The sequence below is a fragment of the Xanthomonas sp. AC360 genome, from assembly GCF_979258225.1.
Genome location: NZ_OZ409846.1, coordinates 2,156,433 through 2,180,829, shown reverse-complemented (window position 1 = coordinate 2,180,829; position 24,397 = coordinate 2,156,433). Strand labels below are relative to the sequence as shown.

Genomic DNA, 24,397 nt, shown 5'->3' with positions numbered 1-24,397 from the left:
AAGAGTGGCTAACAAAACGTAACGAGCAGTCGTCAGGGTGTTGAGGTGGCGCTGAGAACCAGCGTGTACGCGTGGTACATGCCGCACCGCGCACCGGCCGCACGCGCCTGGCGGCTGCACAATCGCCTTGTTAGCTGCTCCAAACCCTTGGCGGCCTGTGGGAGAGGGCCGCAGTGGCGAAACGATCAAGCTGGCGTGTGCACCTGGCCGTTACAGCCGTGCGTCGTAGGTTTACGTCCGTACGGACGCGTGGTGGGGCTCAGTCGCCAGCCGTCGTAGCGCCCACGCCGGATCCCGTGGTTTCCGCGTGCCGGTAGCGCTAAGCCAACACGGCGCAGGCGAGCCACTCACCGTGCGGCCTTGCTGTCCGTGGCACCTGCGAGGCCAGCGTTGCCCGACCCCCGAGCCAGACGGCTGCCCGCTGCGGCCTGCACGCGCCCGATCTCACGCCACCCATTCAACTCAACACGGCCAGCCGGCGCCATGTCCGCCGTTCCGGCAGCCCGCCAGCGCTGCCCACCACCCCCATGCCGAACAGCATTTGCGGCCTCGCCAAGCAGCCACTACCCTCGGCCGATTACCATGCTCTGGAGTGTCACATGCTGCGTCCGCTGTCCCTGTTGATCGCCGGTGTGCTCGGCGTCGCCGCCGGTACCGTTGCCCCCGCTGTCGCCGCCGCCCCGGCCAGCCTGTCCAAGACAGCTGACAGCAGCGCCATTCCGGACATCGCCTATACCCGCTTCACCCTGCCCAACGGCCTGACCGTGGTGGTGCATGAAGACCACAAGGCGCCGGTGGTGGCGGTGAGCATCTGGTACCACATCGGTTCCGGCGACGAGCCGGCCGGCAAGACCGGCTTTGCGCATCTGTTCGAGCATCTGATGTTCTCCGGCTCGGAAAACAACAAGGGCAGCTTCTTTGCGCCGCTGGAACAGGTCGGCACCACCGACATGAACGGCACCACCTGGTTCGACCGCACCAACTACTTCGAAACCGTGCCGACCACCGCGCTGGATACCGCGCTGTGGCTGGAATCGGACCGCATGGGCCACCTGCTCGGCGCCATCGGCCAGCAAGAACTCGACACCCAGCGCGGCGTGGTGCAGAACGAAAAGCGCCAGGGCGAGAACCGCCCCTATGGCCGCGTGGACCAGAACATCCTGTCCAACCTGTTCCCGGCCAATCACCCGTACCAGCACGACACCATCGGCTCGATGGAAGATCTGGACGCGGCCTCGCTGGGCGACGTCAAACAGTGGTTCAACGACAACTACGGCGCCGCCAACACCACCCTGGTGCTGGCCGGCGACATCACCGTGGCGCAGGCGCGCGCCAAGGCACTGCAGTACTTCGGCGATATCCCATCCGGCAAGCCTGTGGCGCGTCAGCAGCCGTGGGTCACGCCGCTGGCCGCGCAGAAGCGCGGCGTGCAGCACGACCATGTGTCGCAGCCGCGCATCTACCGCACCTGGGCGGCGCCGCAGCTGGGCACCGACGACATGATCCAGCTGGACCTGGCCACCACCGTGCTGGGCGGCGGCAAGACCTCGCGGCTGTATCAGCGCCTGGTCTATCAGGACAAGTTGGTCGATGACGTTTCTGCCTCGGTGCAGCCGTTTGCGCTGTCCAGCCAGATGCAGATCCAGGCCGACGTCAAAGACGGCGTGGACCCGGCCAAGGTCGAGGCGGTGATCGACGAAGAACTCAAGAAATTCATCGCACAAGGCCCGACTGCCGACGAATTGCAGCGCGCGCAGGTGGCCTACCGTGCCGGCTTCGTGCGCGGGCTGGAAAAGGTCGGTGGCTTCACCGGCAAGGCCGTGCTCCTGGCCGAGGGCCAGGTCTATCGCGGCGATCCGGGTGCCTACAAAAAAGATCTGCAGCGCGGCCAGTCCGCCACCGTGGACAGCGTCAAGCAGGCCTCCGCCACCTGGTTCGGCAAGGGCGACTATCTGCTCACCGTGTTGCCGGCGAGCAAGGACTTCGACCCGGCTGCCGAAGACAAGGCGGTGGTCGCACGCGCCGCCGAACCGGGCAAGCCGGCGCCCAAGCTGCCCGCCGCCGGCAAGTACAAGGTCACCGCTTCCAACGTGGACCGCAGCACCGGCGTGCCCAAGACCACCCAGTTCCCTGACCTGAGCTTCCCCAAACTGCAGCGCGGCAAGCTGAAGAACGGCATCGAAGTGGTGCTGGCCGAGCGCCACACCATCCCGGTCACCCAGGTCGAGTTGCTGTTCGACGCCGGTTACGCCGCCGACCAGGGCAAGAAGCTCGGCACCGCCAGCTTCAGCGCCGCACTGATGAACGAGAGCACCGCGTCGCTGGATTCGGTGGAAGTGGCGCAGCGCAAGCAGCGCCTGGGCGCGATCACCGGCGTCGGCTGCGATCTGGATAGCTGCAGCGCCTCGCTCAATGCGCTCAACGACCAGCTGCAGCCGTCGCTGCAATTGTTCTCCGACATCGTGCGCAACCCGGCATTCAAACCGTCGGACATCGAACGCATCCGTGGCCAGTGGCTGGCCGGCATCGCGCAGGAAAAGACCAAGCCCACCAGCCTGGGCCTGCGTGCGCTGCCGCCGCTGCTGTACGGCGACAAGCATCCGTACGGCATTCCGCTCACCGGCAGCGGCACCGAGGCGGCGATCAAGAGCCTCAATGCCAAGGACCTGCAGGCCTTCCACGGCCAGTGGCTGCGCCCGGACAACCTGCGCATCCTGGTCGCCGGCGACACCACGCTGGCGCAGATCATCCCGCAGCTGGATGCCGCATTCGGCGACTGGAAGGCCCCGGCCAGCCCGCTGCCGAAGAAGAACCTGGTCAACGTGGCCGTGCAGCCCAAGCCGCGTGTGTACCTGATCAACCGGCCGGATGCCCCGCAGTCGGTGATCCTGGCCGGCCTGCTGGCACCGTCGACCAAGACCCAGGACAACCTGGCCATCGGCGTGGCCGACGATGCGTTCGGCGGCACCTTCACCTCGCGGTTGAACATGAACCTGCGCGAGAACAAGCGTTGGGCCTACGGTGCCGGCACTCGTCTGATGGATGCGCAGGGCCAGCGGCCGTATCTGTTCTCCGCACCGGTGCAGACCGACAAGACCGCCGAGTCGGCCAACGAGATCCTCAAGGAAGCCCGGGCCATCGTCGGCGACAAGCCGCTGACCGGCGAGGAGATCGAAAAGATCAAGAACCAGAGCATCCGCGCCCTGCCCGGCAGCTACGAAACCACCACCGCCGTGCTCGGCGCGATCGAAGGCATCGTGCAGTTCGACCGCCCCGACGACTACGTGCAGACGCTCAAGCCGCGCCTGGAAGCGATCGACCAGCCGGCCGCGCAGAAGGCCATCGCGCAGATCATCAAGCCCGACGCGATGACCTGGGTGATCGTGGGCGACCTGAAGAAGATCGAAGCCCCGGTGCGCGCGCTCAAGCTCGGCGAGGTGCAAGTGCTGGACGCCGACGGCAAGCCGGTCAAGCGCTGAGGTTTCGCTAATGCCCTGCACTCACCCGCTTGCGATGCGTAGGCGGGTGGGTACAGGCAAGCTGGGCGAGGTGCATGTGCTCGATACCGACGGCAAGCCGGTCAAGTGCTGAGGTTTCGCTAATGCCCTGCACCCACCCACCCGCTTGCGATGCGCAGGCAGGTGGGTGCAGGCAAGCTGGGCGAGGTGCACGTGCTCGATACCGACGGCAAGCCGGTCAAGTGCTGAGTTTTTGCGGCTGCCCTGCACCCACCTGCTTGCGATGCGTAGGCAGGTGGGTGCAGGGCAGCGGCGCGTTGCTGGGTGTGCGTTGGTTTGGGTGATGCGCCGATCGGTTATTCGGTTGCTCGTTTGTTCGTTTGCTTGGTCGGTACGCCGGTCGATTGATCGGTCGGTCGGTCGGTCGGTCGGTCGGTCGGCAAGTTGACCGCTTGGTTGACCGAATGCACGTTGCGGATTGATCGCTGGTTGGAGTGGTCGAGCGTTTGGCTGACCGGCTGTGGACTGGCCGATTGGCCGAGGATCGAGGATCGAATGTTGGTTAACCGGTTATCCGATTACCCGGCTGTTCGAATGGCCGATTGATTGGTCGGCCCGCAGTTCGCAGTCGGCTCTGTCCGTTATTCACGCTAAAACTCACTGGTTAGTCGGCTGGTTAGTCGGCTGGTTGGTCAGCTGGTTGGTCAGCTGGTCGGTTGTTTAATTGGTCGATTGATCGTTGATTGACGGTTGGCAGCAGCAACAACTGAACCATCGGCAGGTGGCACTACAGGCCGCTCGCACCGATCCGCACTCCGCGCGTCACGCTGGTCGGTTGTTTGATTGGTCGATTGATCGTTGATTGACGGTTGACCGCAGCAACAACTGAACCATCGGCAGGTGGCGACGCAGCCCGCTAAGCCTGGTCCGCACTCCGCAGCCCGCGCGTCACGTCAGCACGTCAATTTCCGGCGGCGGCGGCCCTCATATCGACGCCATGTTATCGGCCATTCCGGTAAGGTTGGACCCTCTCCTCGACAGGTGCTTGGCTGATCCGATGAAAGAGATGCCGACGGCAGATGAAGCCTCCCGCCAGCAGGTCCTCGATGGTTACCGCATCGTCGACAGCCTGCCCGAAGATACGTATCAGGACATCGTGCAGGTGGCCGCATCGCTCTGCGATACCCCTATCGCGCTGATGTCGTTGGTAGACCGCGACCGCCAATGGTTCAAGGCGCAACTTGGCCTGGGGTTGCAACAGACCGACCGCAGCCAGGCCGTTTGCGACCACGCCATCCGCGACCCGGGCCACCTGATGGAAGTGCCGGACCTGACCCAGGACCCACGTTTCCGCGATATTTCCGTAGTCACCGGCGATACCGGCGCACGCTTCTACGCAGGCATGCCGTTGGTGACGACCGAAGGCGTGGCGCTAGGCACGGTGTGCGTGCTCGATACCGAACCGCGCTCGCTCAACGAACTCCAGCGCACCGGATTGCAGGCGCTGGCGCGCGTCACCATGAACCTGCTGGATGGGCGTCAGGAAGCACTGCAGCAAGAACGCACCGCCATCCTGCAGCCGGCCGCTGCCGCGGATACCCAGACTCCGTACCGGCTGGTGATCCTGGAAGTGCAGGAACTGGCCGCCTTGGCAGAACGCCAGAGCGAGCGGCTGCTCGGCCGTACCTTGCAACAGCTCGACCAGGCGTTTGCCGCACTGGTGCAGGGGCCGGGCAACAGCATCGACCGGGTCACCGACAGCGCGGAATTCATCGCCGTCCTGCGCGACCCGGATGCCGAACGCACGCTGCAACACCTGCGCGACGTCGCGCAGTTGCAACATGCGCTGGGCCTGACGGTGTTACTCGGCGAAGCGCAAGCCACCCGCGCCGACGAACCGATCGGCCAGGTCTTTTTACGCGCGGAAATTGCGCTGAGTGCAGAGAAGGATCGCTACCGGCAGAGTCTGGCCTAGGCCGCTGCTTCGCTGCCCGTACCCTCACCCCAACCCCTCTCCCGCCGGGAGAGGGGCTTCACGGCAGCGATCGGCGGACTGCCTTCCCCCGCCTGCGGGGGAAGGTGCCCGAAGGGCGGATGGGGGCCAGCCGTTGGCCGATCCAGCCAACTGTTCTCACCCTGATGGGCACAACACCTTTGCAAGGTAAAACTCAGTGTTGGGTGCGCGGCTTGAGCGGTGAGGGGCGTCCTGGCGCGTTTCCAGCGCATGCCTACGCTGTGCTCAGATGGCGGTCTGTCACGGTGCCCTTACCCCGACGCCTTGAGCTCTCCCGCAGGCGGGAAAGGGGCTTGAAGCGCATGACGTTCTCTAACGTGGAATGGGGCACCGCAAACACCCCACCTACCCCACCGCACACTGCTTCAATTGCCGGTCGGCATACCACAGCGCGCGGCGTGCCAGGTCGTAGGCGCTGTCGGCCTGGCGTGGCAACAGCTGCGCAGCCAATACCGGATCGGCACCATTGTTGAGCGCGTGTTCGGCACGCTCCAGGTCAGACAGATGCGTGCGGACCGGCGACAGTAACGATTTGCGCTTGGACGCATCGCAGCGTGCACTACGTTGTTCCAACGTTGCCAATGCCTCGCGGATGCGGCGGCTGGCTTCGCCCTTGAGGTCGGGCAAGGTTTCATGCGCAATCGGCGCGGCCTTGTACGCATCGCCAGTGGCCTCGCTGCCCATTTCGGCCTGATTTCCGGCCAATGCAGGATTGAAGCGCACATCCGGCGGCGGCCTTGCCTTGGCAACCTGCGTCTGCGGCCCGTTGAGCATGTCGTTGAACTTCTTCATGCCGCGATTCATTTCCTGCATCGCCACATCGCCCAGCGTGCCGTCGCTCTTCCAATCTTTGGCAAAGCGCGTGTCCTGGTACTGCACCGGGTTGACCCGCTCCATCACGTTGCGCGCCTTGGCCTGCGCCCGCGCGTCGGTCATGCCCGGCGGCACTGCGTCGCCTTGCGCCATCGGGTCGACCTTGGTGTCGAGCGGCATGCGCAGACGGCCTTCGCGGGTATACAGCTGCGCTGCCATCGATGCATCGGCCGGCGCATTGGCGGCGGCGACCTGGCGTTGCGGCGGCGGAGTGCGCGTGGGCGGTGGCGCACGACGGGCAGACGATGCGGAAGCGGCGGTGGCGCGCTGTTGCCGCTTGGGCTGCTCCTGCGGCGGCGGCTCGACCGGCGCCGGTGGCGTCACCTGCGGACGCGGCAGGAAATACACCTGCAGGCTTTCATCCTGCTGCACGGTCAGACGCGGAGCCGGCATGTACAGCAACAGACACGCAAGAAAAAACAGGATGGCGCCCGTGCATGCGGCTGCAGCAACATGCGGGACAAGCGCTTCCTTCCTGCGGGTAATCACAATGCGGGAGACCGATAAGAGAAGAGACGGGCACCGCACCACCAACCCCGGTCCGGAGCGCGCAAATCTAGCCGGCGCGGCGTTTACGCGCGTTTGAAATTCGTTGTCTGCTCAATAGGGACTAGCCGCCATTCACATTGAGCGCATGCCTGGGCTGAACCATTCGCCTCACCGGCTGACGTGCGCGATTGCCGCCCAGCGCCACCTTCGATGCACGGGTGGCGGCGCTGGCAGGGCGCTGTGGTCTGCGAGCCGCGCCACGCCAGATTGGTCCTGCCACCCGCGGTGGCGCTGCTGACGCGCCACCGCATCGCGCGCTGCGCCGCCGCCCCTGCGCAAGTACCCCAGGCAGCAGCACCGGACACGAGCGTCGGCCCGTCTTAATGGCGCTGGCATGGCAGCCCGCGCGTCTACTGCAGCAGCTACGACGAGCGCGCGCTGCAGGCGCTGGACGATGCGGTGTGCGCTGCGCCGCACGTTGCGCGGCAGCCGCCAGCCGAACGCTGGGTGATCTTCGACAACACCGCCGCCGACCTGGTCGTGCCCAACGCGCGCAGGCTGCAGGCGCTGTTGGGGATAGAACAGGGGGCGTGGGTCTGAGGCAGTGCCCGCTGCATGCCGGGCGTCACCCGCCACGACGCTTCGGCGTCGTCGCCGGCCGATGCTTGTTGCATGTCCGCACGTCAGACCCAGCCGCACAGACCGGCGCGTCAGGGTGACCACCGCCCAGGCCCTACATGCGCCCGGTCACTACCACGCAGACCACGGGTGCGGCGGATGCCCCAGTGTCTCCATTGACGGCGCCCCCGGTGTCGGCGCAGTAACGCTAGCCGCTGGCCATGCACTGGCGCGCTTCTTGCAGCGATGGCACCTAACTCAGTGCACCGTCGCTGCACTCAAGCTGCCTGGATCCGCGCCGATACGCCTGGATTGGCGCTCGTTGCGGCGGCGCGCCGGATCACCTTGCTGAATCCCGTTGTCACCGCGCGAAGTCTGTCGGCGTTCCGGCATCTCACGCAGTCCCGCCCGCCACTTTGGTCGTTTACCATGCCCTACGCCACTGCCCGTTCTGGAGATGCCATGAGTTCTGCCGCGCCCCCGTGTTGCACGTCGCTGCTTGGCCTGTCGCTGAGCATGTTTGTTGCGCCGTGCACGCTGACTGCCGCGCCGCTGGATACTCCGGTCGTCAACGCGCCTGCGTCCACGCCGCCGACACCCGATGTGGCCTACCCGGAACTGTTCCAGGCGGTGCAGAGCGGCGAGCTGTTCGACGACCAGAAACATTTCGTCGACTTTTTGCCGCTGCGCGACCCGGCCCTGATCAACGCCGACTATCTGGCGCAGCACGATCACCCGGGCTTTGATCTGCGCAAGTTCGTGGACGCCAATTTCGAAGAGTCGCCGCCGGTGCAGACCGACGCCATCCGCCAGGACACCGCGCTGCGCGAGCACATCGATCTGTTGTGGCCGAAGCTGGTGCGCAGCCAGAACCACGTGCCGCCGCACAGCAGCCTGCTGGCGCTGCCGCACCCGTACGTGGTGCCGGGCGGCCGCTTCCGCGAGGTGTACTACTGGGATTCCTACTTCACCATGCTCGGCTTGGTGAAGAGCGGCGAGACCACGCTCAGCCGCCAGATGCTGGACAACTTCGCCTACCTGATCGACACCTACGGGCATATTCCCAACGGTAACCGCACCTATTATCTCAGCCGCTCGCAGCCGCCGTTTTTCTCCTACATGGTGGAACTGCAAGCCGGCGTGGAAGGCGAGGCGGTCTATCAGCGGTACTTGCCGCAGCTGCAAAAGGAATACGCGTACTGGATGCAGGGCGGCGACGGGCTGAAGCCCGGCGAGGCAGCGCGCCATGCGGTGCGCCTGGCCGACGGCAGCGTGCTCAACCGCTATTGGGACGAGCGCGACACGCCGCGCCCGGAAGCCTGGCTGCACGACACCCGCACCGCGGCCGAAGTGAAAGACCGCCCGGCCGCCGAGGTCTACCGCGATCTGCGTGCCGGCGCCGAAAGTGGCTGGGATTACACCAGCCGCTGGCTGGCCGATGGACAGAACCTGCGCACCATCCGCACCACCGCCATTATCCCGATCGATCTCAACAGCCTGCTGTATCACCTGGAGCGCACCCTGGCCCAGGCCTGCGCGCAGCCGGGCGCCGAGTGCACGCTCGATTACGCCGCATTGGCGCAGCAGCGCAAGCAGGCCATCGACGCGCATCTGTGGAATGCGGCCGGCTACTACGCCGACTACGACTGGCAGACCCGCACGCTGAGCGACCAGGTCACTGCCGCCGCGCTGTACCCGCTGTTTGCCGGCCTGGCGTCGGACGCGCATGCCAAGCGCACCGCCACCGTGGTGCGCGCGCGTCTGCTGCGCCCCGGCGGCCTGGCTACCACCGCGGTGAAGACCGGGCAGCAATGGGATGAGCCCAATGGCTGGGCGCCGCTGCAATGGGTGGCGGTGGACGGCCTGCGTCGCTACGGCGAAGACGCGCTGGCGCGCACCATAGGCGAACGTTTCCTCAGCCAAGTGCAGGCGCTGTTCGCACGCGAGCACAAGCTGGTCGAAAAATACGGCCTGGACGCCGCTGCGGCTGGCGGCGGCGGCGGCGAATACGCACTACAGGACGGCTTCGGCTGGACCAATGGCGTCACCTTGATGCTGTTGAATCTGTATCCGGGTACCGACAGCAAGACCGCGCCTGCAAAGCGCGTGCGCAAGCCGGAAGCGGCGACACGCTGAGTGTGCCGTCGTCATGCCGGGTAATGCTCGGCATGACGGCGCTATCGGGTTGTGGATCGCAAGCAGGCCAGTAGATGCTTGTCACAACGAGCCTGCACGCGCGCCTACTCTCCGCCTTGATGCGGCGACATCGCTTGAAACGGCGATTGCACGCGGAATCAGTCCGCATACCCAGGCGCTAACCAGCAATCAGACGCAGGCTTGCCGGAGCTCCGACGCCTTGCAGCGGCTGTTGTCGGCATGCATCCGGCGCGGGCCGCAGTAGCGCCACGCATCTTTCACGGAGTGCTGTTCAACGCAGCATCTGCACCCGGCAGCCAGCGGTGCGACTGCGTGCACAGGGCGACTGCATCAACGAGGCGACACCAGAGCGGGGCGAGACACCAGCGCCAAGCACTGCACTGCACTGCACTGCACTTCACTCACATCATCCCGCGTGGCCGACGATCACCGCCGCCATCGATGCAGATCATTCCACCCGCACGCGCAGATCGCGGTTGGTCGTCGCCGTGTTGCCGCTGTAATCGCGTGCGGTGATGCGCAGCGTGTAGTCGCCCGGTGCCAACGCACCGACCTGCCACTGCCCGTTGCCGAGACGGCCATCGCGCACCGTGTTACTGACCAGATAGCGGAACCGCGTCACCGCGCTGCCATGCACGGTGATGCCGCTGTCGGGCGCATAAGCGGTGAGTACCGCAGCCGGATCGGCGGGCATGCGGTCGAACACGATCGTCATGCGCGGCGCGGCCTCGCCCGGCAATGCCACGCCCTGCGCATCCAGCACCTGGTAGCCCAGTGCGTACAGCCCCAGCCGGCGCCGCGGCAGATTGCGATCCACCTGATCCCAGGCCTCCACCACGATCTGCACCGCCGCCGCGCGCGGCACCTGCACCACGCCGTTGGTCACCGGTAATGGCTGACCCGCAGCATCGAGCAGGCTCACCTTGTCGATGCGCGGCGCCACATGATCTGCGTAGCCAACAAACCCCAGCTGCACCGCATTGCGCTCGAAGCCGTTGGCGCCAACGGTCAGATGCACATGCGCCATGCCATTGAGCGTACCCAGCGCATCGCCGGCGCGAAATCGCGTGCCGCGCACTACGCGCATGCGTTCGGGCTTGCCGTCCACATCGCTCACCAACTGGAGACGTTGCGGGTCCAGCGGCTTGCCTTGCGCGGTGCGGCCCACGCGCAGATGGATGTAGCCGATTGTGTCCAGCGCCATGCCTTCGCCCAGTTGCCCAAGCCCCCAACTGGCATTGGGGCTGGACACCTTGGCTTCGGCAATCGCGAAGACCGTCTGACCGACATCGCCGCGGATATCCAGGCCCGCATGCAGATGATCGCGGCTGAGTCCCTGGTAGTTGCCGCGCACTTCGCCGAGCGTGCCGACCACCTCGTGCCAGCCGGTCTGCGGTTGCAACGGCCAGCGGCCTTGGGTGACAGGCAAGGGCTGCGCGTCGGCCGGCCCGACCACGGGCGTATCGTCAACGTTCGTCGCCGTTGCCGGCACCAGCCGATGCACACGCGCGCTTCCCGCGTCGCTGACATACACCGCGCCCTGCGCATCCACCGCAATCCCCGCCGGGCGCGACAGGCGTTGCATCACATTCTCGCCGCTCATCGTCACCACATGCCCGGCGCGCGTCACCTGCAACACGCGACCGCTTGCATCGCCCACGTACAGCACGCCGTCGTGGGTGATGGCGAGTGTCATCGGTCGATACAACAGCGGGCTGAGGTCGGCAGGATCGCCGCCGACCAAGGTACTGACGCTGCCATCGGCGTCGATACGGCGGATCGCATCGTTGCGCATGTCCGCCACCCACACCACACCGTGGGCATCCACCTTGAGATCGGTCGGGGTATCGAAGCGCGCCTGGTCGCCGACGCCATCGGCCATGCCGGGCAAGGCGCCACCGGCTAGCGTGCGCACCTGACCGCCGGGTTCGATGACGCGAATGCGGTCGTTGTAGGTATCGGCGACATACACGCGCGCCTGCGCATCCACCGCCACGCCGATCGGGCCATTGAAGCGCGCCTGCGCCGCCGCACCATCGCGAAACCCTGCACTGCCGTCGCCAGCGAGGGTGGTCACCACGCCTTGCGGCGTGCGCTTGCGGATCGCGTGATTGCCGGTGTCGGCGATATACAGATTGCCGGCCGTGTCGAAGGCGATCCCCGAGGGCGTATTGAACGCTGCGGCCGTGCCCATGCCATCGGCAAAACCTTCCCGCCCGCCAGCAAGGGTTTGCACGCTGCCGTTGGCGAGTACGGTGCGGAGACGATTGTTGTCGCCAGCATCGGCGATGTATAGCGTGCCTTGCGCATCGATCGCCAGGCCGTAAGGGTCGGCAAACTGCGCGTCGGCCGCGCGGCCATCCTGCGCGCCACGCACCCCGTTGCCGGCCACCCACTGCAGCTGCGCCGACCAACCCAACGGCGTCGCTGCCGGACCCTGTACTTGCGCCACTGCCGTTGACACCGGCACCGACCACCAGGTCGCCAGCACTGCGGTCGTGGTTGCTACCAGCACTGCACAGATCCACAGCTTGCGTCGTGTTGCCATGCCAGTCGCGTGCGTGAGAGGAACCGCACTTTAAACGCGTTCGGCAACGTGGAGCGTTGAGCGCAGTGCCACGCGTGCGCCGAGGCACCGCACTCAACGCTGCGTCGACCTGCGGCAACCGCAAGCAGCAGGCGTGCGCACGCAGGCGCTGCCGACACACAGGCCGCGTATCATGCGCACTCTTTCACGTACTAGGGATGGACCCATGGCCGTACGCACGCTCAACGAATTTCTCGCCCACTCCAAGGAAAAGGATGTCAGCCCTGATCCGTTCGAGCTGGAAAACCCGCATCTGCTGGAAGTGCGCCTAGATGGCATGGTGTGGTCCAAGGCAGGCGCCATGGTTGCGCGCACTGGCAACGTCAAGTTCACCCGCGAGGGTTTGCTGGAACAGGGGCTGGGCAACCTGCTGAAAAAAGCGGTCAGCGGCGAAGGCATGCAGCTGATGAAGGCCGAAGGCCAGGGCCGCGTGTATCTGGCCGACCTCGGCAAGCTGGTCACGTTGCTGCGTTTGAATGGCGAGGCAATCTTCGTCAACGGCAACGATGTGCTGGCATTCGAGTCCGGCGTCGAGCACAAGATCACGATGATGCGCAAAGTGGCCGGCATGCTCTCCGGCGGCCTCTTCAACGTGCGCCTGAGCGGCCACGGCATCGTGGCGATCACCTCGCACTACGAGCCGCTGACCCTGCCGGTGACTGCCGCCAGCGGCCCGGTGTTTACCGACCCGAATGCCACGGTAGCGTGGTCGGGCACGTTGACGCCGGAGCTGGTGACCGATGTGTCGATCGGCACGCTGTTCGGCCGCGGCTCGGGCGAAAGCCTGCAGATGCGCTTCGCCGGCGAAGGCTGGGTGGTGGTGCAGCCGTACGAAGAAGCCAGCTTCCAGGCCAAGAGCAGCTAACAAAACTACTGTGCAGCCGCCAGGCGGGCGCGGCCGGTGCTCGGAATCCTCATGTACCACTCGTACACTCCGGTTCCTCCGCGCCGTCCACACCCACCTGACGACTGCTCGCTACGTTTTGTTAGCCACTCTAAAGGCTGATGTCGGAGTGCCCAGCCGCGCGGTTGCGTGGCTGGGCACTTCATGTGCATGCGCAGTGCGTTGGTGGCGCATGTGCTGTAGAAGCGCAGTTGGACGCGATGTGGGTTTATCGCGACTGCCCTCGCGCCCGGGTGCGCTCCTACGAGGTAACGGCGTGCATTACACCCAGCCGCGCTTGCGGAACCATGCCAGCGGAATCACCACGCTCAGTGCGATGACGCCCAGCGCCCAGAAATATGCATCGTGCCCCTTGAGCTCGGGCATGTAGGCGAAGTTCATGCCCCAGATGCCGACCAGCACGGTGGGCGGAATGCCGACCACCGATGCCACCGCCATCACCTTCATCACATTGTTCTGGTCCATGTTGATCATGCCCAGCACACTGTCGAGCAGAAACTCGATGCGGTCGTCCATGTGCTGCTGAAATTCGCTCAAGGTGGTCAGGTCCTTGTGCAGCATTCCGATGCGCTTGGCCGCATCGGCGGCGAACCAGTCCGGTGCGGCGCCGTCCAGATAAGTAATCAAACGCAGCATGCCCTGCCCGGCGTTGTGCAGCCCGCCCAGCTGGCGGCCCATGCCACCCACCTGGTGCAGCATGCGTTCCAGATCCTTGGTGGTGTGCGGGTTGTCGAACACCTGCCGCGTGGTCTCGGTGACCTGGGCTTCGAGCGCTTCCAGGCGGTCTGCCAGACGCCCGACCAATTGATCGAACATGCGCAGCAGCAAGTCGTCGGAGCTGTGGCAGGGCTCGTGCTCCAACCGCGCGACCAACGCGTCCAGCGAGCCGATGCGCTGCTCGCGCTGGGTCACCAGCATGCTCGGCGACAGCGCAAACCCTAGCGGCGCGGTCGGGCCATCGTCGTCCTGGAAACGCGGCACATTGAGAAACAGCACATCGCCCTGGCGGCGTACCCGGCTGCTGAATTCGATCTCGCCGATGGCTGCACGGTCGGGCAGCGCAAACCCTACCTGCTTGGCGGCGTCGGCCAACTCTTGAGGACTCGGCTGGCACAGGTCGACCCAGTAACCTTGTGCGTGGTGGGTTCCGGCAATCGGGTGGGTCGTGATCATGCGGCAGGCCGTGACAGTGGATGGCCGCGAGCATCCGGCTCCGCCTCATCGGCGTCAACGCCATCGCACCGGCACGCTCAGCTGACAGTGGCCTTCATCGCGGCGACGTGCAGCCACTCAAGCAATGGAATCGCATTGCGAAGCCTGCTTTGCTTCGCGGCACAGATCGAGCGAGCCAACCAGATTCGCTGCCTGCGCGCGGTGCGCGGCCTGTTGCATGTGCCATCGGTGCGCTTCGATGCGAGCGCCGAAACCTTCGGCGTCATTGGCATTGCCATGCGCCGCCGCTGCACTACGCTGCCGGCCCACATGTTCACCGACTGTCATCCAAGCATTACAGCGTGTGGCTGTCATGCAATCGGCAGCAGCCGGTCATACGCCGGCCATCTGGTACGACTATGCCGAGCCAGATGACATTGGTGTGGCATCTCGCACAAACAGCGATCCCCATTCCAGTGCCACCGTCTGCTCACGGTGGCATACATACTCCCGTCCGCTTCCTTGACTGCGCGCACGGACCGGGCGTGGCAATTGCTGATCTCCTGCGCAGCCGCCACCCAGGAGACTTTCATGCAAACTCGCACCCATCTATTGCTCGCACTCGCATTGCTGGCTCCCGTGACCGCGCTGGCCGTGCAGGTCAATCCGCAGGGCCGACTTGTCGATGCGCAAGGCCAGACGCTGCAGATTCGCGGGGTGACCTGGCCCGGTTTTGACCGCGCTGCGCTGGCAGCTACCGGTTTGCGCGACAGTACGCTGGCCCAGGTACTGGATCAGATGCAGGCCGCCGACATCAACGCCGTACGCCTGCCAATCTGCGCGGCGGCGCTACAGCCCACGCCAGTGGCGGCTGCAGACGTTGCCGGCGACCCGGCATTGCGCGGTTTGACTGCATCGCAGCTGCTCGATGCGGTGGTGCGCGCCGCATCCCAGCGCGGCATGCAGGTGATGTTTGCGTTTGCCGATGGCCGCTGCGATGACAGTGCACCGCAGCTGGGCACGCAACAGCAGGCATGGATGCGCGGCCTGACCAGACTGGCACGTGACTACCGCGACACCGCGGGTGTCATCGGCATCGACCTTGGCAGTAGCGGGTATCGCAATGCCAACTGGGCAGGAAACGCCGCAGAGGCGGACTGGAATCGCGTTGCAGCGCGCGCAGCCACCGCCGTGCTGGCGCAGGCGCCGCGCTGGGTGGTGGGCGTGGAAGGTGTCGGCAGCAATGCGCTGTGCAGCGACTCCGCACGCAAGGCCGCTGGCAGCAATCTGCAGCCGCTGGCCTGTGCGCCGCTGCGCATCGCATCGCAACACCTGGTATTGATGCCCAAGCTGGCCGGCCCGGATCGCGATGCAGCTGACGCGTTTGCCGCGCCGGATTTTGCACAGGCGTTGCCTGCCACGTGGCAGCGCGACTTCGGGCAATTTGCGCGCAACCACGCCGTGGTTCCGGTCAGCATCGGCGGTGGTCTGGGCGATGGCGATCCGCGCGACCCGGCATGGCAAACCGCGCTCAGCGCCTATCTTGCCAACAGCGGATTGCGCAGTGCGTTTCTCGGCAGCTGGGAGGTGGGCAATGCCAACAATGGCGGCCTGCTGGCGCAAGATGGCAGTCCGCGTGCAGACAAGCTGCAGGTGTTGCATCAGGCCTGGGGCATCGCACCTGCAGCGTCGGTAACTGCATCGGCACAGCGTGCTGGCGCAAAGAATGTCAGCAAGGCAACGACGTGGGACAGCACCTTTACCGGCACCGCGACGTATACCGGCTCCGGCTACTCCGGCGGTGCGCTGCTGCTGGATCCGATCCCGAGCACCGCGTTCATCACCGCACTCAACCCGACGCAGCTGAACTTCGGCGGTGTCAAAGCCGCGATGGCCGGCGCCTATCTGGAAGTGACCGGTCCCAAGGGCAAGACCACCGTGTATGTCACCGACCTGTATCCGGAAGGCGCTTCCGGTGGCCTGGACCTGTCGCACAACGCCTTTGCGGCGATCGGCAACATGGTGGACGGGCGCATCCCGATCAGCTGGAAGATGGTGCGCGCCCCGGTCACCGGCAATGTGCAGTACCGCATCAAGGAAGGCAGCTCACGCTGGTGGGCGGCGATCCAGGTACGCAACCACGCCTACCCGGTGGTCAAGTTCGAAGTGAAACAAGGCAACACCTGGAAGAGCCTGCAGAAGATGGATTACAACCATTTCCTCGGCGAACAACTGGGTAATCAGCCGCTGTCCATCCGCATCACCGATATCCGCGGCAAGGCGATCCTCGACACCATTCCCGCGCTCTACGAAGACGGCAGCCACCCGGCGTATTTCAAGCCTGGCAGTGTGCAGTTTCCGTGAGTGGGGAGTCCGGAGTTGGGATTCGTAGTGACGTAACGGGTGTCTAACCCGTTGCGTGCTTAATGGCCGCGCACAAATGCGTGACTCACCATAGCTCCGCACCACAACCTACATGCGGCGAAGCGATCGAAGCCCCTCTCCAGCCGAGGCGAGGGGCCTCTGCTTGCGCCGCTGACTCGCAAACCTCGGAGCGCCCGCGCCACACGCGGGCCGGGGACTCATGCGGGAGTGCAGTAAAGAGTCAGGACGAAGCATCTGCACTTTCGCCGGTGGCCGGAGTCGTCCCTGCTCACTTCGCAAAGGCGCCTTCCACGCAAAACTTTTTGATCTGGCGACATCACAGCAAGCGACGCATCAAGAACACAACTAGCCCCGCAGAGCACAACTGACCCGCTTCAACCTGCCATCAGCATGGCTACGCAGCTTGCCATCACGCCCTCACCCACCAGCAAGGCCACCGCCAACACGGCCGGGCAGCGCATTGCTGTCATCCTCTTCGAGATTGCCCACCTCCTCGCGCAAGCCGCCTTGTTGCGGCGGCTGCTCTTCGACCGGGATCTCGTCCCCGTTCGTATCCGGATCGGGGGTGCCATGGGCCGACATGCCTGCCTTAAAAGCGCTCATCGGGCGTGCAGTGCGTGGAGTGAGATGCATGGGTGGCTCCGTGCGTTCGAGTGATGCATCGACGCTAGGCCGCGCGGTGCTACCGGGTTGTGATCCAGACGGTGGTGGCCGTAACGCCGTGTTGACGTCGCTCAGCAACGAAGCGCGGCGGCCACGCACAGCGCAGGCAGCAATGCGTTCGCCTCTCGTCTCTGTGGATACTGCGGTAACCGACAGTAAGCAGCGCTCAGGCGCAGACGCAGACGCACCACATGCCACCGTCTGCGTCGCAACGATCCAGCGCACTGCCCTGACGACCATCGCTATCATGCGTGCTCATCTTCGAGGCCATGCCATGCGCTGTCGCATCTTGCTCGTATTCCTGCTGACCTGTGGCATCGCGCAGGCCGCCACGCCGGTGTCGCGCCTGGACGCAGTGCTGCACGCCGGCGTAGTGCGGGTGTGCACCACCGGCGACTATCGCCCCTACACCTTGTTGCGCGACGACGGCAGCTTCGAAGGCAGCGATATCGCGCTGGCGCACTCGCTGGCCGATAGCCTCGGCGTACAGGCCAAGTTTGTGCGTACCAGCTGGCCACAACTGCTACCGGACCTGCTGGCCGACCGATGCGACATTGCGGTTGGCGGCATTTCGGTGACCTTGCAACGGCAGCGCCAGGCCAGCTTCAGCACGGTGCTGGATGTGGACGGCAAGATCCCGCTGGTGCGCTGCGCCGACCAGGCGCGCTATCGCAGCGTTGCGCAACTCAATCGCCCCGAGGTGCGCGTGATCGAGCCGCCAGGCGGCACCAACGAAGCCTTTGCACGGCGCGAATTACCGCGCGCGCAGCTGCGCCTGTTTGCCGACAACACCACCATCTTCCAGGAGCTGCTGGACCAGCGCGCCGACGTCATGATCACCGACGCGTCCGAAGCGCTGTACCAGCAAGCCCGGCTCCCCGGCCTGTGCGCCATCGCTCCCGAGCAACCGCTGCAATACAGCGAAAAAGCCTTCCTGCTTCCGCGCGACGACACGGCATGGAAAGCCTACGTCGACCAGTGGCTGCATCTGAGCAAGGCCAGCGGCGAGTATGTTCGTCTTGTTGAGGCCTGGCGGAGGCCTTGAATCGGGAATCGGGAATCGGGAATCGCAAGAGCAAGAGCAAGAGCAAGTGCTTTAGCTCACTGCGACACGAGCGCAGCCGCGCCGTTGCGATTCCCCATTCCCCATTCCCGATTCCCGCGGCGCACCGCGCCGCCCTCAAACGATCTTGGTGCGGCGCCACCAGCGCGATACCTGTTCTTCGCGGATCAGGGTAAACAGGCCGGCCCCTAGAATCAGCGCGATGCCCACGCCCATCGGCCAGTCCAGATGGTCGTGGAACAGAAAGTAGCCGAACGCGATCGCCCACAACATCTGGCTGTATTGCGTGGGCGCCACCACGCTGACCGGTGCCAAGCGCGTGGCGTACATCATGCAAATGGCAGCCAGCCCCGCGAGCAGGCCGTAGCCGGCCAGCAGACCCCATTGATACAGCGACGGCCATACGAAGCTCGGCAGCATCAGGATGCCGCCCATCACCAGCGGGCCGATCACGCCGGCACCGTACAGCGTCAAGCGTTTTTCGCTATGCCCGGCCATGCGCAGGGTGATCACCGAGATCGCACCGACCAGGCCGCACACGATGGCCGCGACGTGTCCGTGGGTGAGATGCCGAAAGCCGGGGCGCAGCACGATCAGCACGCCGATGAAGCCGATGATCACCGCCGTCCAACGCCGCCAGCGGACTTCTTCCTTGAGAAACACTACCGACAGCACGGTGACGAAGATCGGCATCAGGAAGATCAGCGCGAATGCCTCGGCCATCGGCAAGGTGGTGAAGGCGATCACCGAGGTGAGATTGCCGATGGCGCCAGTGAGCGCACGCAGCAGCCACAATGCCGGCTGCTTGGCCATGACCAGTTCGCGCAGCTGATCGTCGGGCTTCTTCAGGAACGGCACCGCCAACAGCATCAGCAAGGCGCCGAGGAACAGCACCTCGTAGACCGGTAGCGTTCCTTCGAGCAGTTTTACGAAGGCATCGCTGATCGAATAAGCCGCATAACACGCAAAACCGAGCAGCACACCTTTGAGCATCACGCGCCTCTTGAATTCGATGACACCCCTAGCGGAAGAAGCGCGGGGAACCGACGCATTATGCAGTGCGCCTGCAGCCTGCTGGCCGGAGAATCCCGCGACCGGCTCACAACGCCTCCAAGCTCGATCCTGCCAGCACTGCTGGCTCACGCGCCGAACCGCACCCCGCGGCCAGACAGACAGCGGTCTGTTGGCAAGAACACGTTTCACAGATCCTGGGCGGAGTTCGCGCCAGGGCTGCGCAGGCGCGAGGTCCTTGCGCGCGACTGCCGTCATCGCAAGCCGGGGCCATCATCGCTGGGCCAAGCCGGGCGCATGGGTCGCCCGCTCCCCGGCCAGCGCCGGCAACCGTGGGGCTGCATCGCGCATGCCCCACTGCGTTTTTAACTCGTGGCGCCGTCGGTTACGATGCCTTGCGCCCATCCTCTCTTCATTCGACACGCCGCCATCGGCGGCAAGCGACAACATAGCGACCACGTGACCCACTATTCCGGACCGTTGCTCACCCTTCCCGATGCCCAGGCGCTGCTGGCAGCACGCAGCGCCGGTCTCGCCACGTGGACCGGGTCGCTGGATCTGGGCCGCAGCAGCGATAGCGTGCAGCTCGATGCACAGACCTGGCAGTGGCGCGGCATGGGCTTCCCCTATCCGGGCAAGCTCAAGGACCGCACGGTGTATTTCTGGGGAGGCGATGATTTCGCGCCGATCTCGCGCTTTGGCAGTGCGCTGATCAAACTGGTGCCCACCGAATGGGGGGCGCCCACCTTCGAGATCGATGGCATCAAGATGCTGCCGTCTGCGCAGATCTCGCCGTTCGAGGATGCGCGCCGCAAGGTGGCGCTGGTGAACCCGCGCGGCAAGATCGTGCTGGACACCTGCGGTGGCCTTGGATACTTCGCGGCCTGCGCGCTGGAAGACGGCGTGGCGCAGTTGCTTTCCTTCGAAAAGAACGCCGACGTGCTGTGGTTACGCACGCTCAACCCCTGGTCGCCGAATCCGGAGGCGGCCGATGCCGGCGGGCGCCTGCATCTCACGCATGCCGACGTGTCGCAGCAGATCGCCATGCTGGCGGACGATTCGGTCGACGCCATCCTGCACGACCCGCCGCGTTTCGGTATTGCCGGCGAACTGTATTCGCAGGTGTTCTACGATCACCTGGCGCGCGTGCTGCGCCGTGGCGGGCGGCTGTTTCATTACACCGGCGCACCCAACAAACTCACCAGCGGGCGCGATGTGCCCAATGAAGTGGCCAAGCGACTGACCAAGGCCGGCTTCGCCGCCCAACTCGCGCTGGATGGCGTGCTCGCCACCCTGCCTGTGCGGCGCTAGTCTCCTCGCCCGGCAATGCCGCCGGGCGGATCTGCGATACTGCACCGCCCTCAACACGGACGTTGCATGCGCACTCGCATCGGTACTTTCTCTTTGGCCGCGTTGTTGATGGCGCTGTGCGCGCCGGCCTGTGCGCAGACTGCGCCGGCACAGCCCATGTCGGACGTCACCACGCGGTATCCGGTGACCACGGCAACGTTGGCGGGGCGACTGATCCGGCTGGGCGAGCGCGATGGTAAATGCGCCGTGTTGCGCGACGACGCTGTGCTGCCACTGGGTGTGCACGCCCCGTGCTACTTCAGCATCAACCGTGAGCACGGCGCGCAGGTCCACCACTTCAATGGCAGCGACATCGTGCTGGTGCAGCATGCGCGCCCGACCGCGCGCGCAGATTGGGACGTCGCACGCGATGGGCCCATCTGCGCATTCGAGTCGCAAGCGGTGCGCGAGGTCGATGGGGTGCTGGAGCCAGGCATCGTTGCCAGCTCGTGGCATTGCGATCCCACCGCTGGTGCCGATCAGAAGCAATTTGTCTACAGCTACGACATCTGGCCCAAACGCGACGCGCAACCACCTGCGCGCAGGCAACGCACGCCCTAAGGGCGGCGACATGCACGTGTGCGCTGCGGCAACGCACCTGCCGCGTTCGCACGTCGCACTGGTTGCCACCGCCAACAGATGCATGCATCCCTGCAACACATCACTGCATCCGACACGTCACGTGCAGGCGCGTGCTGGCGGGACGATCACCGGCGTTGACGGCGGTGATGGCGATGCGACTTCCAGCCCGCATAAGCGAACCAGACGATGAGTGCCAACAGCGTGCCGGTCAACGCGGCATCCCAGCCGATGGATATCCAGAATCGCTGCGGGTCGCTGTCGGCATAAAAGATCCTGGTCGGGCGACCGCGGATGACGCTGACATAGCGCTGCTTGAAGACCGCATCCAGCAGCAGCCAGAGCCGTCCAACACAAGCGATCGCCACCGCCAGCACCACTGCGCGCACCAGCCATGTCTGGATGGTCGAGTCCGCACGCGTGGGCGCCGGTGGCGAGGCAGTACGACGCTTTTTCACGCTGATTCCAGACCGTTGCGGGGCGCGCAGTGTACGTGGGGCAGCGCAGGCGACGCGTCCGTTGACGGTTGTCTGTGCGTGTTGGCAGCGATACGCGCCGCCACTGACCTGTCGTTACAACGTGCTTGCACAAGGTGTGCCGCTATACTGATGATGCAGCGCACGCGACCGCGTGCATGGAACGCACCACGCTGCATTCGTCTCAAGGAAGATGGCCTGCAACACCGCGATGCCGATGTCCGGACGCTTCCTTGAGTTACTGCGGGTTTGCCACTGCATGGCAACCGCGTTGTATCAAGGATCTCCCTTTGAAGACGTTCACCACCCTTTTGCTTGTCTCTCTCGGTCTGCTGCTTTCGGCGTGCGGCGGCGGCGTCACCTCCGGCGCATCCAAGCTCTCTTCCAGCGATTACCTGCTGCACAACGTGTCGGTCTGGAACGGCGCCGTGACCATCATCGACCCGTGGGTGTCGGGCGATCGCGGGCAGAGCCTGATCACCGATGCCGTCGCGCACAAGCCGCTGGACAGCTACAAGACCGCACTGGGCAGCCAGCGCAAGGCATTGGCTGCCAATGCGCAGGCCAATACCGCCATGGCCTCGGGCGTGCCGGACAACGCCAAGGACCTGGACACCAAACTGTCGGCGTATCTCAAGAGCGCCGACGCGATGATGGCCGCGCTGGAGCGCGTCGCCGCGTTGCCCAATGGCTACACCAACGCCGAACTGGAGCCGTTGGCCAAAGATCTGGAAGCGGTCTCCACTCAGCTCAACACCGATATGGAAGCCTTGAATACCGCACAGCGCGCGTATTCCACCGAGCACAAGATTCCGCTGCGCGAATCCCGCTAAGAGTGGCTGACAAAACCTAGCGAGCAGTCGTCAGGCGGGTGTGGACGGCGCGGAGGAACCGGAGTGTACGCGTGGTACATGCCGCACCGAGCACCGGCCGCACCCGCCTGGCGGTGAGCACAGTCGGTTTGTTGGCGGCTCCAAGAACACCTGCGGCCATCGGTCGCCGCGCAGGTCAGCATGGCCTGCGCAGGTGACCGATGGTCGCGTCAGCGATCAGTGGTGCAAACCGAACATCAGCGTGCGATGGGTCGCGCCACCGGCCATGGCGCCGCTGGCAACAGCAAATGCCACCGACGCCGCCGGGCTGGCGATGTCGCCGCAGCCAAACACTCCCGGCACGGTGGTGGCTTGCATCGCGTCCACGGCAAGATGGCTGCCCAATGGCCCGTCGCTGGTAGCGCATCCGAGCTGTGCCACCAACGGACTGATCTCGGTCTGCGGGGTGATGAACACCCCTTCCAGCGCAAAGGTCTGTCCGTCTCGCAGTACCAATTCAAGCGTGTCGCCCTCGCCTTGCAGCGCCGTCACCGCGCCGTTCACCAACTGCACGCCGCGCGCCTGAAGTTGCGCGTGTTGGGCCTGATCCAACACCAGCGTGTCGTTCAAGAACAATTGGGTTGCACCCCAATCCGGCAACATGCTGGCCTGGTGCGCGGCAAACGCCGTTGTCGCCACGACGCCGATGCGTCCCTGCTGCAGCTCGTAGCCATGACAGTACGGGCACACGAACGCCTGCCGGCCCCACCGTTCTGCCAGGCCTGCAAGCGCAGGCAAACGGTCGACCATGCCCATTGCCAGAATCAGCCGCCGCCCGGTGTGGACGCTGCCGTCGGCAAGCGTGACTTCGAATGCATCCGCCTGGCCGCGTAGCTGCGCCACCGTTCCATCGGCCCATTGCACGCTGGGATAGGCGAGCACCTGGGTTCGCGCCTCATCGGCGATCTGCGCAGGCGATGCCCCATCGCGGCTCAGAAAGCCGTGCGAGGTGGCGGCAAACCGGTTGCGTCGCTGGCCACTGTCCACCAGCAGGACGGTGCGCCGCGCGCGCGCCAATTGCAGTGCGGCCGACAGCCCCGCGTAACTACCTCCAATGATGATGACCTCATGCTGCATAGCGTCTCCCCGCTGTATCGCTTTATGTACTTTTAGATGTTACATGAAAAGACAAGCAACTCACTACCGCACCCACCGATGCGCGACACACTGCTGCCGTAGTTCAGCGCTGCTGCGTGCGCTTGCGCTTGCCGGTGGCCTTGCCGGCAGGTGGCGCGCCAGCGCTGCACAGGCTGTCGAACTCGCTGGCCAGTGCGGCCAGGGTCACGCTGCCCAGGCGCTGCAGCAGCAATGCCTCGGCTTCGGCCAGTGCATCGGCAATCGCCGCGTTGACCACGCGCTCCACCGCGCACTGCGGGTTGGGATGATCGGCACCGATCGCGAACAGATGCGGGCCGCCGACTGCGCGATGCACATCCAGCAGCGTCACCTGGGCCAGATCGCAGGCGATCTGCCAACCCCCGTTGTGTCCCTTGCTCGATTGCACGTAACCGGCGCTGCGCAACCCGGCCATGGTCCGGCGCACCACTACCGCATTGGTCGACAGCATGCTGGCGATCTGCTCGGAGGTCATCGGTTGCGCGCTTCTGGCCATGTGCAACAGCACATGCAACATGCGGGAAAGGCGGCTATCGGTTCGCACGCGGTCTTCGGCTTCGCTCGATCGGGTCAGAGGGACGGCATGCCGTCGTCACACCTGGATTGTGCCGTAGCGTTACGCAATTGTCG

18 protein-coding genes, 3 other RNA genes and 1 pseudogene are annotated in these 24,397 nt (G+C 65.1%); 11 read left to right on the top strand and 11 right to left on the bottom strand.

The window, feature by feature from the left end; translation table 11 throughout:
* Positions 1-6 precede the first annotated feature (6 nt).
* A non-coding RNA gene (locus ACZZ0O_RS09365) (sX9 sRNA) lies at positions 7-80 on the bottom strand.
* Positions 81-599: 519 nt separating this feature from the next.
* Between ACZZ0O_RS09365 and ACZZ0O_RS09360 the strand changes: the two genes are divergently transcribed.
* Both ACZZ0O_RS09360 and ACZZ0O_RS09355 read left to right on the top strand, forming a co-directional pair.
* Entirely contained in the window at positions 600-3,479 is a 2,880-nt protein-coding gene (locus tag ACZZ0O_RS09360) for a M16 family metallopeptidase (protein WP_463590624.1), read from the top strand.
* Between the two features lie 1,036 nt (positions 3,480-4,515).
* Positions 4,516-5,433, top strand: a complete 918-nt coding sequence (locus tag ACZZ0O_RS09355) for a GAF domain-containing protein (protein WP_055850497.1) — start codon at positions 4,516-4,518, stop codon at positions 5,431-5,433.
* Positions 5,434-5,817: 384 nt separating this feature from the next.
* Here ACZZ0O_RS09355 and ACZZ0O_RS09350 read toward each other — a convergent pair whose 3' ends face one another.
* Positions 5,818-6,834 carry a hypothetical protein gene (locus ACZZ0O_RS09350; protein ID WP_463590623.1) on the bottom strand — a complete coding sequence of 339 codons (1,017 nt, stop codon included), beginning with the start codon at positions 6,832-6,834 and terminating at the stop codon, positions 5,818-5,820.
* Positions 6,835-7,019: 185 nt separating this feature from the next.
* On the opposite strand from ACZZ0O_RS09350, the pseudogene ACZZ0O_RS09345 reads away from it, so the two are divergent.
* Both ACZZ0O_RS09345 and treA read left to right on the top strand, forming a co-directional pair.
* Positions 7,020-7,434: pseudogene (locus ACZZ0O_RS09345) on the top strand (DUF72 domain-containing protein); the annotation flags it as partial.
* Positions 7,435-7,914: 480 nt separating this feature from the next.
* Positions 7,915-9,588 (top strand): alpha,alpha-trehalase TreA, encoded by a 1,674-nt coding sequence (gene treA / locus ACZZ0O_RS09340; protein ID WP_463590622.1) that lies wholly within the window; start codon positions 7,915-7,917, stop codon positions 9,586-9,588.
* Positions 9,589-10,057: 469 nt separating this feature from the next.
* Here treA and ACZZ0O_RS09335 read toward each other — a convergent pair whose 3' ends face one another.
* Complete coding sequence (locus tag ACZZ0O_RS09335; RefSeq protein ID WP_463590621.1) at positions 10,058-12,157, bottom strand: NHL repeat-containing protein; 2,100 nt, start codon at positions 12,155-12,157, stop codon at positions 10,058-10,060.
* Positions 12,158-12,362: 205 nt separating this feature from the next.
* On the opposite strand from ACZZ0O_RS09335, the gene ACZZ0O_RS09330 reads away from it, so the two are divergent.
* Positions 12,363-13,061: an AIM24 family protein gene (locus ACZZ0O_RS09330; protein ID WP_115552864.1), complete on the top strand. Its 699-nt coding sequence runs from the start codon at positions 12,363-12,365 to the stop codon at positions 13,059-13,061.
* A gap of 51 nt (positions 13,062-13,112) precedes the next feature.
* Positions 13,113-13,188, top strand: a non-coding RNA gene (locus ACZZ0O_RS09325) — sX9 sRNA.
* A gap of 173 nt (positions 13,189-13,361) precedes the next feature.
* Here the strand turns inward: ACZZ0O_RS09325 and ACZZ0O_RS09320 are convergent.
* Together ACZZ0O_RS09320 and ACZZ0O_RS09315 are read right to left on the bottom strand one after the other, a co-directional pair.
* On the bottom strand, positions 13,362-14,273 hold the full coding sequence (locus tag ACZZ0O_RS09320; RefSeq protein ID WP_055850483.1) for a CorA family divalent cation transporter: 912 nt from the start codon (positions 14,271-14,273) through the stop codon (positions 13,362-13,364).
* A 117-nt stretch (positions 14,274-14,390) separates the two neighbouring features.
* Positions 14,391-14,627, bottom strand: coding sequence for a hypothetical protein (locus ACZZ0O_RS09315; RefSeq protein WP_463590620.1), 237 nt, complete (start codon positions 14,625-14,627; stop codon positions 14,391-14,393).
* Between the two features lie 216 nt (positions 14,628-14,843).
* Here ACZZ0O_RS09315 and ACZZ0O_RS09310 point away from each other — a divergent pair, with 216 nt between their 5' ends.
* Positions 14,844-16,616: an expansin EXLX1 family cellulose-binding protein gene (locus ACZZ0O_RS09310; RefSeq protein ID WP_463590619.1), complete on the top strand. Its 1,773-nt coding sequence runs from the start codon at positions 14,844-14,846 to the stop codon at positions 16,614-16,616.
* A gap of 438 nt (positions 16,617-17,054) precedes the next feature.
* Here the strand turns inward: ACZZ0O_RS09310 and ACZZ0O_RS09305 are convergent, their stop codons facing one another.
* Positions 17,055-17,270: a hypothetical protein gene (locus tag ACZZ0O_RS09305; protein WP_463590618.1), complete on the bottom strand. Its 216-nt coding sequence runs from the start codon at positions 17,268-17,270 to the stop codon at positions 17,055-17,057.
* Positions 17,271-17,574: 304 nt separating this feature from the next.
* Between ACZZ0O_RS09305 and ACZZ0O_RS09300 the strand changes: the two genes are divergently transcribed.
* On the top strand, positions 17,575-18,345 hold the full coding sequence (locus ACZZ0O_RS09300) for a transporter substrate-binding domain-containing protein (protein WP_463590617.1): 771 nt from the start codon (positions 17,575-17,577) through the stop codon (positions 18,343-18,345).
* A 135-nt stretch (positions 18,346-18,480) separates the two neighbouring features.
* Here the strand turns inward: ACZZ0O_RS09300 and ACZZ0O_RS09295 are convergent, their stop codons facing one another.
* Positions 18,481-19,356 carry a DMT family transporter gene (locus ACZZ0O_RS09295; protein ID WP_055850474.1) on the bottom strand — a complete coding sequence of 292 codons (876 nt, stop codon included), beginning with the start codon at positions 19,354-19,356 and terminating at the stop codon, positions 18,481-18,483.
* 408 nt (positions 19,357-19,764) lie between these two features.
* On the opposite strand from ACZZ0O_RS09295, the gene ACZZ0O_RS09290 reads away from it, so the two are divergent.
* Entirely contained in the window at positions 19,765-20,685 is a 921-nt protein-coding gene (locus ACZZ0O_RS09290; RefSeq protein WP_463590616.1) for a class I SAM-dependent methyltransferase, read from the top strand.
* 66 nt (positions 20,686-20,751) lie between these two features.
* Positions 20,752-21,285, top strand: a complete 534-nt coding sequence (locus ACZZ0O_RS09285; protein WP_463590615.1) for a hypothetical protein — start codon at positions 20,752-20,754, stop codon at positions 21,283-21,285.
* A 146-nt stretch (positions 21,286-21,431) separates the two neighbouring features.
* On the opposite strand, the gene ACZZ0O_RS09280 is transcribed toward ACZZ0O_RS09285, so the two are convergent.
* The gene (locus ACZZ0O_RS09280; RefSeq protein WP_463590614.1) at positions 21,432-21,761 is read right to left on the bottom strand and encodes a hypothetical protein; all 330 of its coding nucleotides are present in this window, start codon (positions 21,759-21,761) and stop codon (positions 21,432-21,434) included.
* Between the two features lie 308 nt (positions 21,762-22,069).
* Here ACZZ0O_RS09280 and ACZZ0O_RS09275 point away from each other — a divergent pair, with 308 nt between their 5' ends.
* Positions 22,070-22,612: a hypothetical protein gene (locus ACZZ0O_RS09275; RefSeq protein ID WP_115512659.1), complete on the top strand. Its 543-nt coding sequence runs from the start codon at positions 22,070-22,072 to the stop codon at positions 22,610-22,612.
* Between the two features lie 4 nt (positions 22,613-22,616).
* Here ACZZ0O_RS09275 and ACZZ0O_RS09270 read toward each other — a convergent pair.
* From ACZZ0O_RS09270 to ACZZ0O_RS09260, 3 genes are all read right to left on the bottom strand, one after another.
* A non-coding RNA gene (locus tag ACZZ0O_RS09270) (sX9 sRNA) lies at positions 22,617-22,692 on the bottom strand.
* A gap of 136 nt (positions 22,693-22,828) precedes the next feature.
* A complete protein-coding gene (locus tag ACZZ0O_RS09265; RefSeq protein ID WP_463590613.1) occupies positions 22,829-23,728 on the bottom strand; it encodes an NAD(P)/FAD-dependent oxidoreductase in 900 nt (299 codons plus the stop codon).
* 103 nt (positions 23,729-23,831) lie between these two features.
* Positions 23,832-24,284: an Rrf2 family transcriptional regulator gene (locus ACZZ0O_RS09260; protein ID WP_463590612.1), complete on the bottom strand. Its 453-nt coding sequence runs from the start codon at positions 24,282-24,284 to the stop codon at positions 23,832-23,834.
* Between the last annotated feature and the right edge of the window lie 113 nt (positions 24,285-24,397).

Excerpts from the sequence above, each read along its gene's own strand:
- ACZZ0O_RS09360 (WP_463590624.1), top strand. The coding sequence starts at position 600 with ATGCTGCGTCCGCTGTCCCTGTTGATCGCCGGTGTGCTCGGCGTCGCC.
- ACZZ0O_RS09355 (WP_055850497.1), top strand. The coding sequence starts at position 4,516 with ATGAAAGAGATGCCGACGGCAGATGAAGCCTCCCGCCAGCAGGTCCTC.
- treA (WP_463590622.1), top strand. The coding sequence starts at position 7,915 with ATGAGTTCTGCCGCGCCCCCGTGTTGCACGTCGCTGCTTGGCCTGTCG.
- ACZZ0O_RS09335 (WP_463590621.1), bottom strand. The coding sequence starts at position 12,157 with ATGGCAACACGACGCAAGCTGTGGATCTGTGCAGTGCTGGTAGCAACC.
- ACZZ0O_RS09330 (WP_115552864.1), top strand. The coding sequence starts at position 12,363 with ATGGCCGTACGCACGCTCAACGAATTTCTCGCCCACTCCAAGGAAAAG.
- ACZZ0O_RS09320 (WP_055850483.1), bottom strand. The coding sequence starts at position 14,273 with ATGATCACGACCCACCCGATTGCCGGAACCCACCACGCACAAGGTTAC.
- ACZZ0O_RS09315 (WP_463590620.1), bottom strand. The coding sequence starts at position 14,627 with ATGACAGCCACACGCTGTAATGCTTGGATGACAGTCGGTGAACATGTG.
- ACZZ0O_RS09310 (WP_463590619.1), top strand. The coding sequence starts at position 14,844 with ATGCAAACTCGCACCCATCTATTGCTCGCACTCGCATTGCTGGCTCCC.
- ACZZ0O_RS09305 (WP_463590618.1), bottom strand. The coding sequence starts at position 17,270 with ATGCATCTCACTCCACGCACTGCACGCCCGATGAGCGCTTTTAAGGCA.
- ACZZ0O_RS09300 (WP_463590617.1), top strand. The coding sequence starts at position 17,575 with ATGCGCTGTCGCATCTTGCTCGTATTCCTGCTGACCTGTGGCATCGCG.
- ACZZ0O_RS09295 (WP_055850474.1), bottom strand. The coding sequence starts at position 19,356 with ATGCTCAAAGGTGTGCTGCTCGGTTTTGCGTGTTATGCGGCTTATTCG.
- ACZZ0O_RS09290 (WP_463590616.1), top strand. The coding sequence starts at position 19,765 with ATGCCTTGCGCCCATCCTCTCTTCATTCGACACGCCGCCATCGGCGGC.
- ACZZ0O_RS09285 (WP_463590615.1), top strand. The coding sequence starts at position 20,752 with ATGCGCACTCGCATCGGTACTTTCTCTTTGGCCGCGTTGTTGATGGCG.
- ACZZ0O_RS09265 (WP_463590613.1), bottom strand. The coding sequence starts at position 23,728 with ATGCAGCATGAGGTCATCATCATTGGAGGTAGTTACGCGGGGCTGTCG.
- ACZZ0O_RS09260 (WP_463590612.1), bottom strand. The coding sequence starts at position 24,284 with ATGTTGCATGTGCTGTTGCACATGGCCAGAAGCGCGCAACCGATGACC.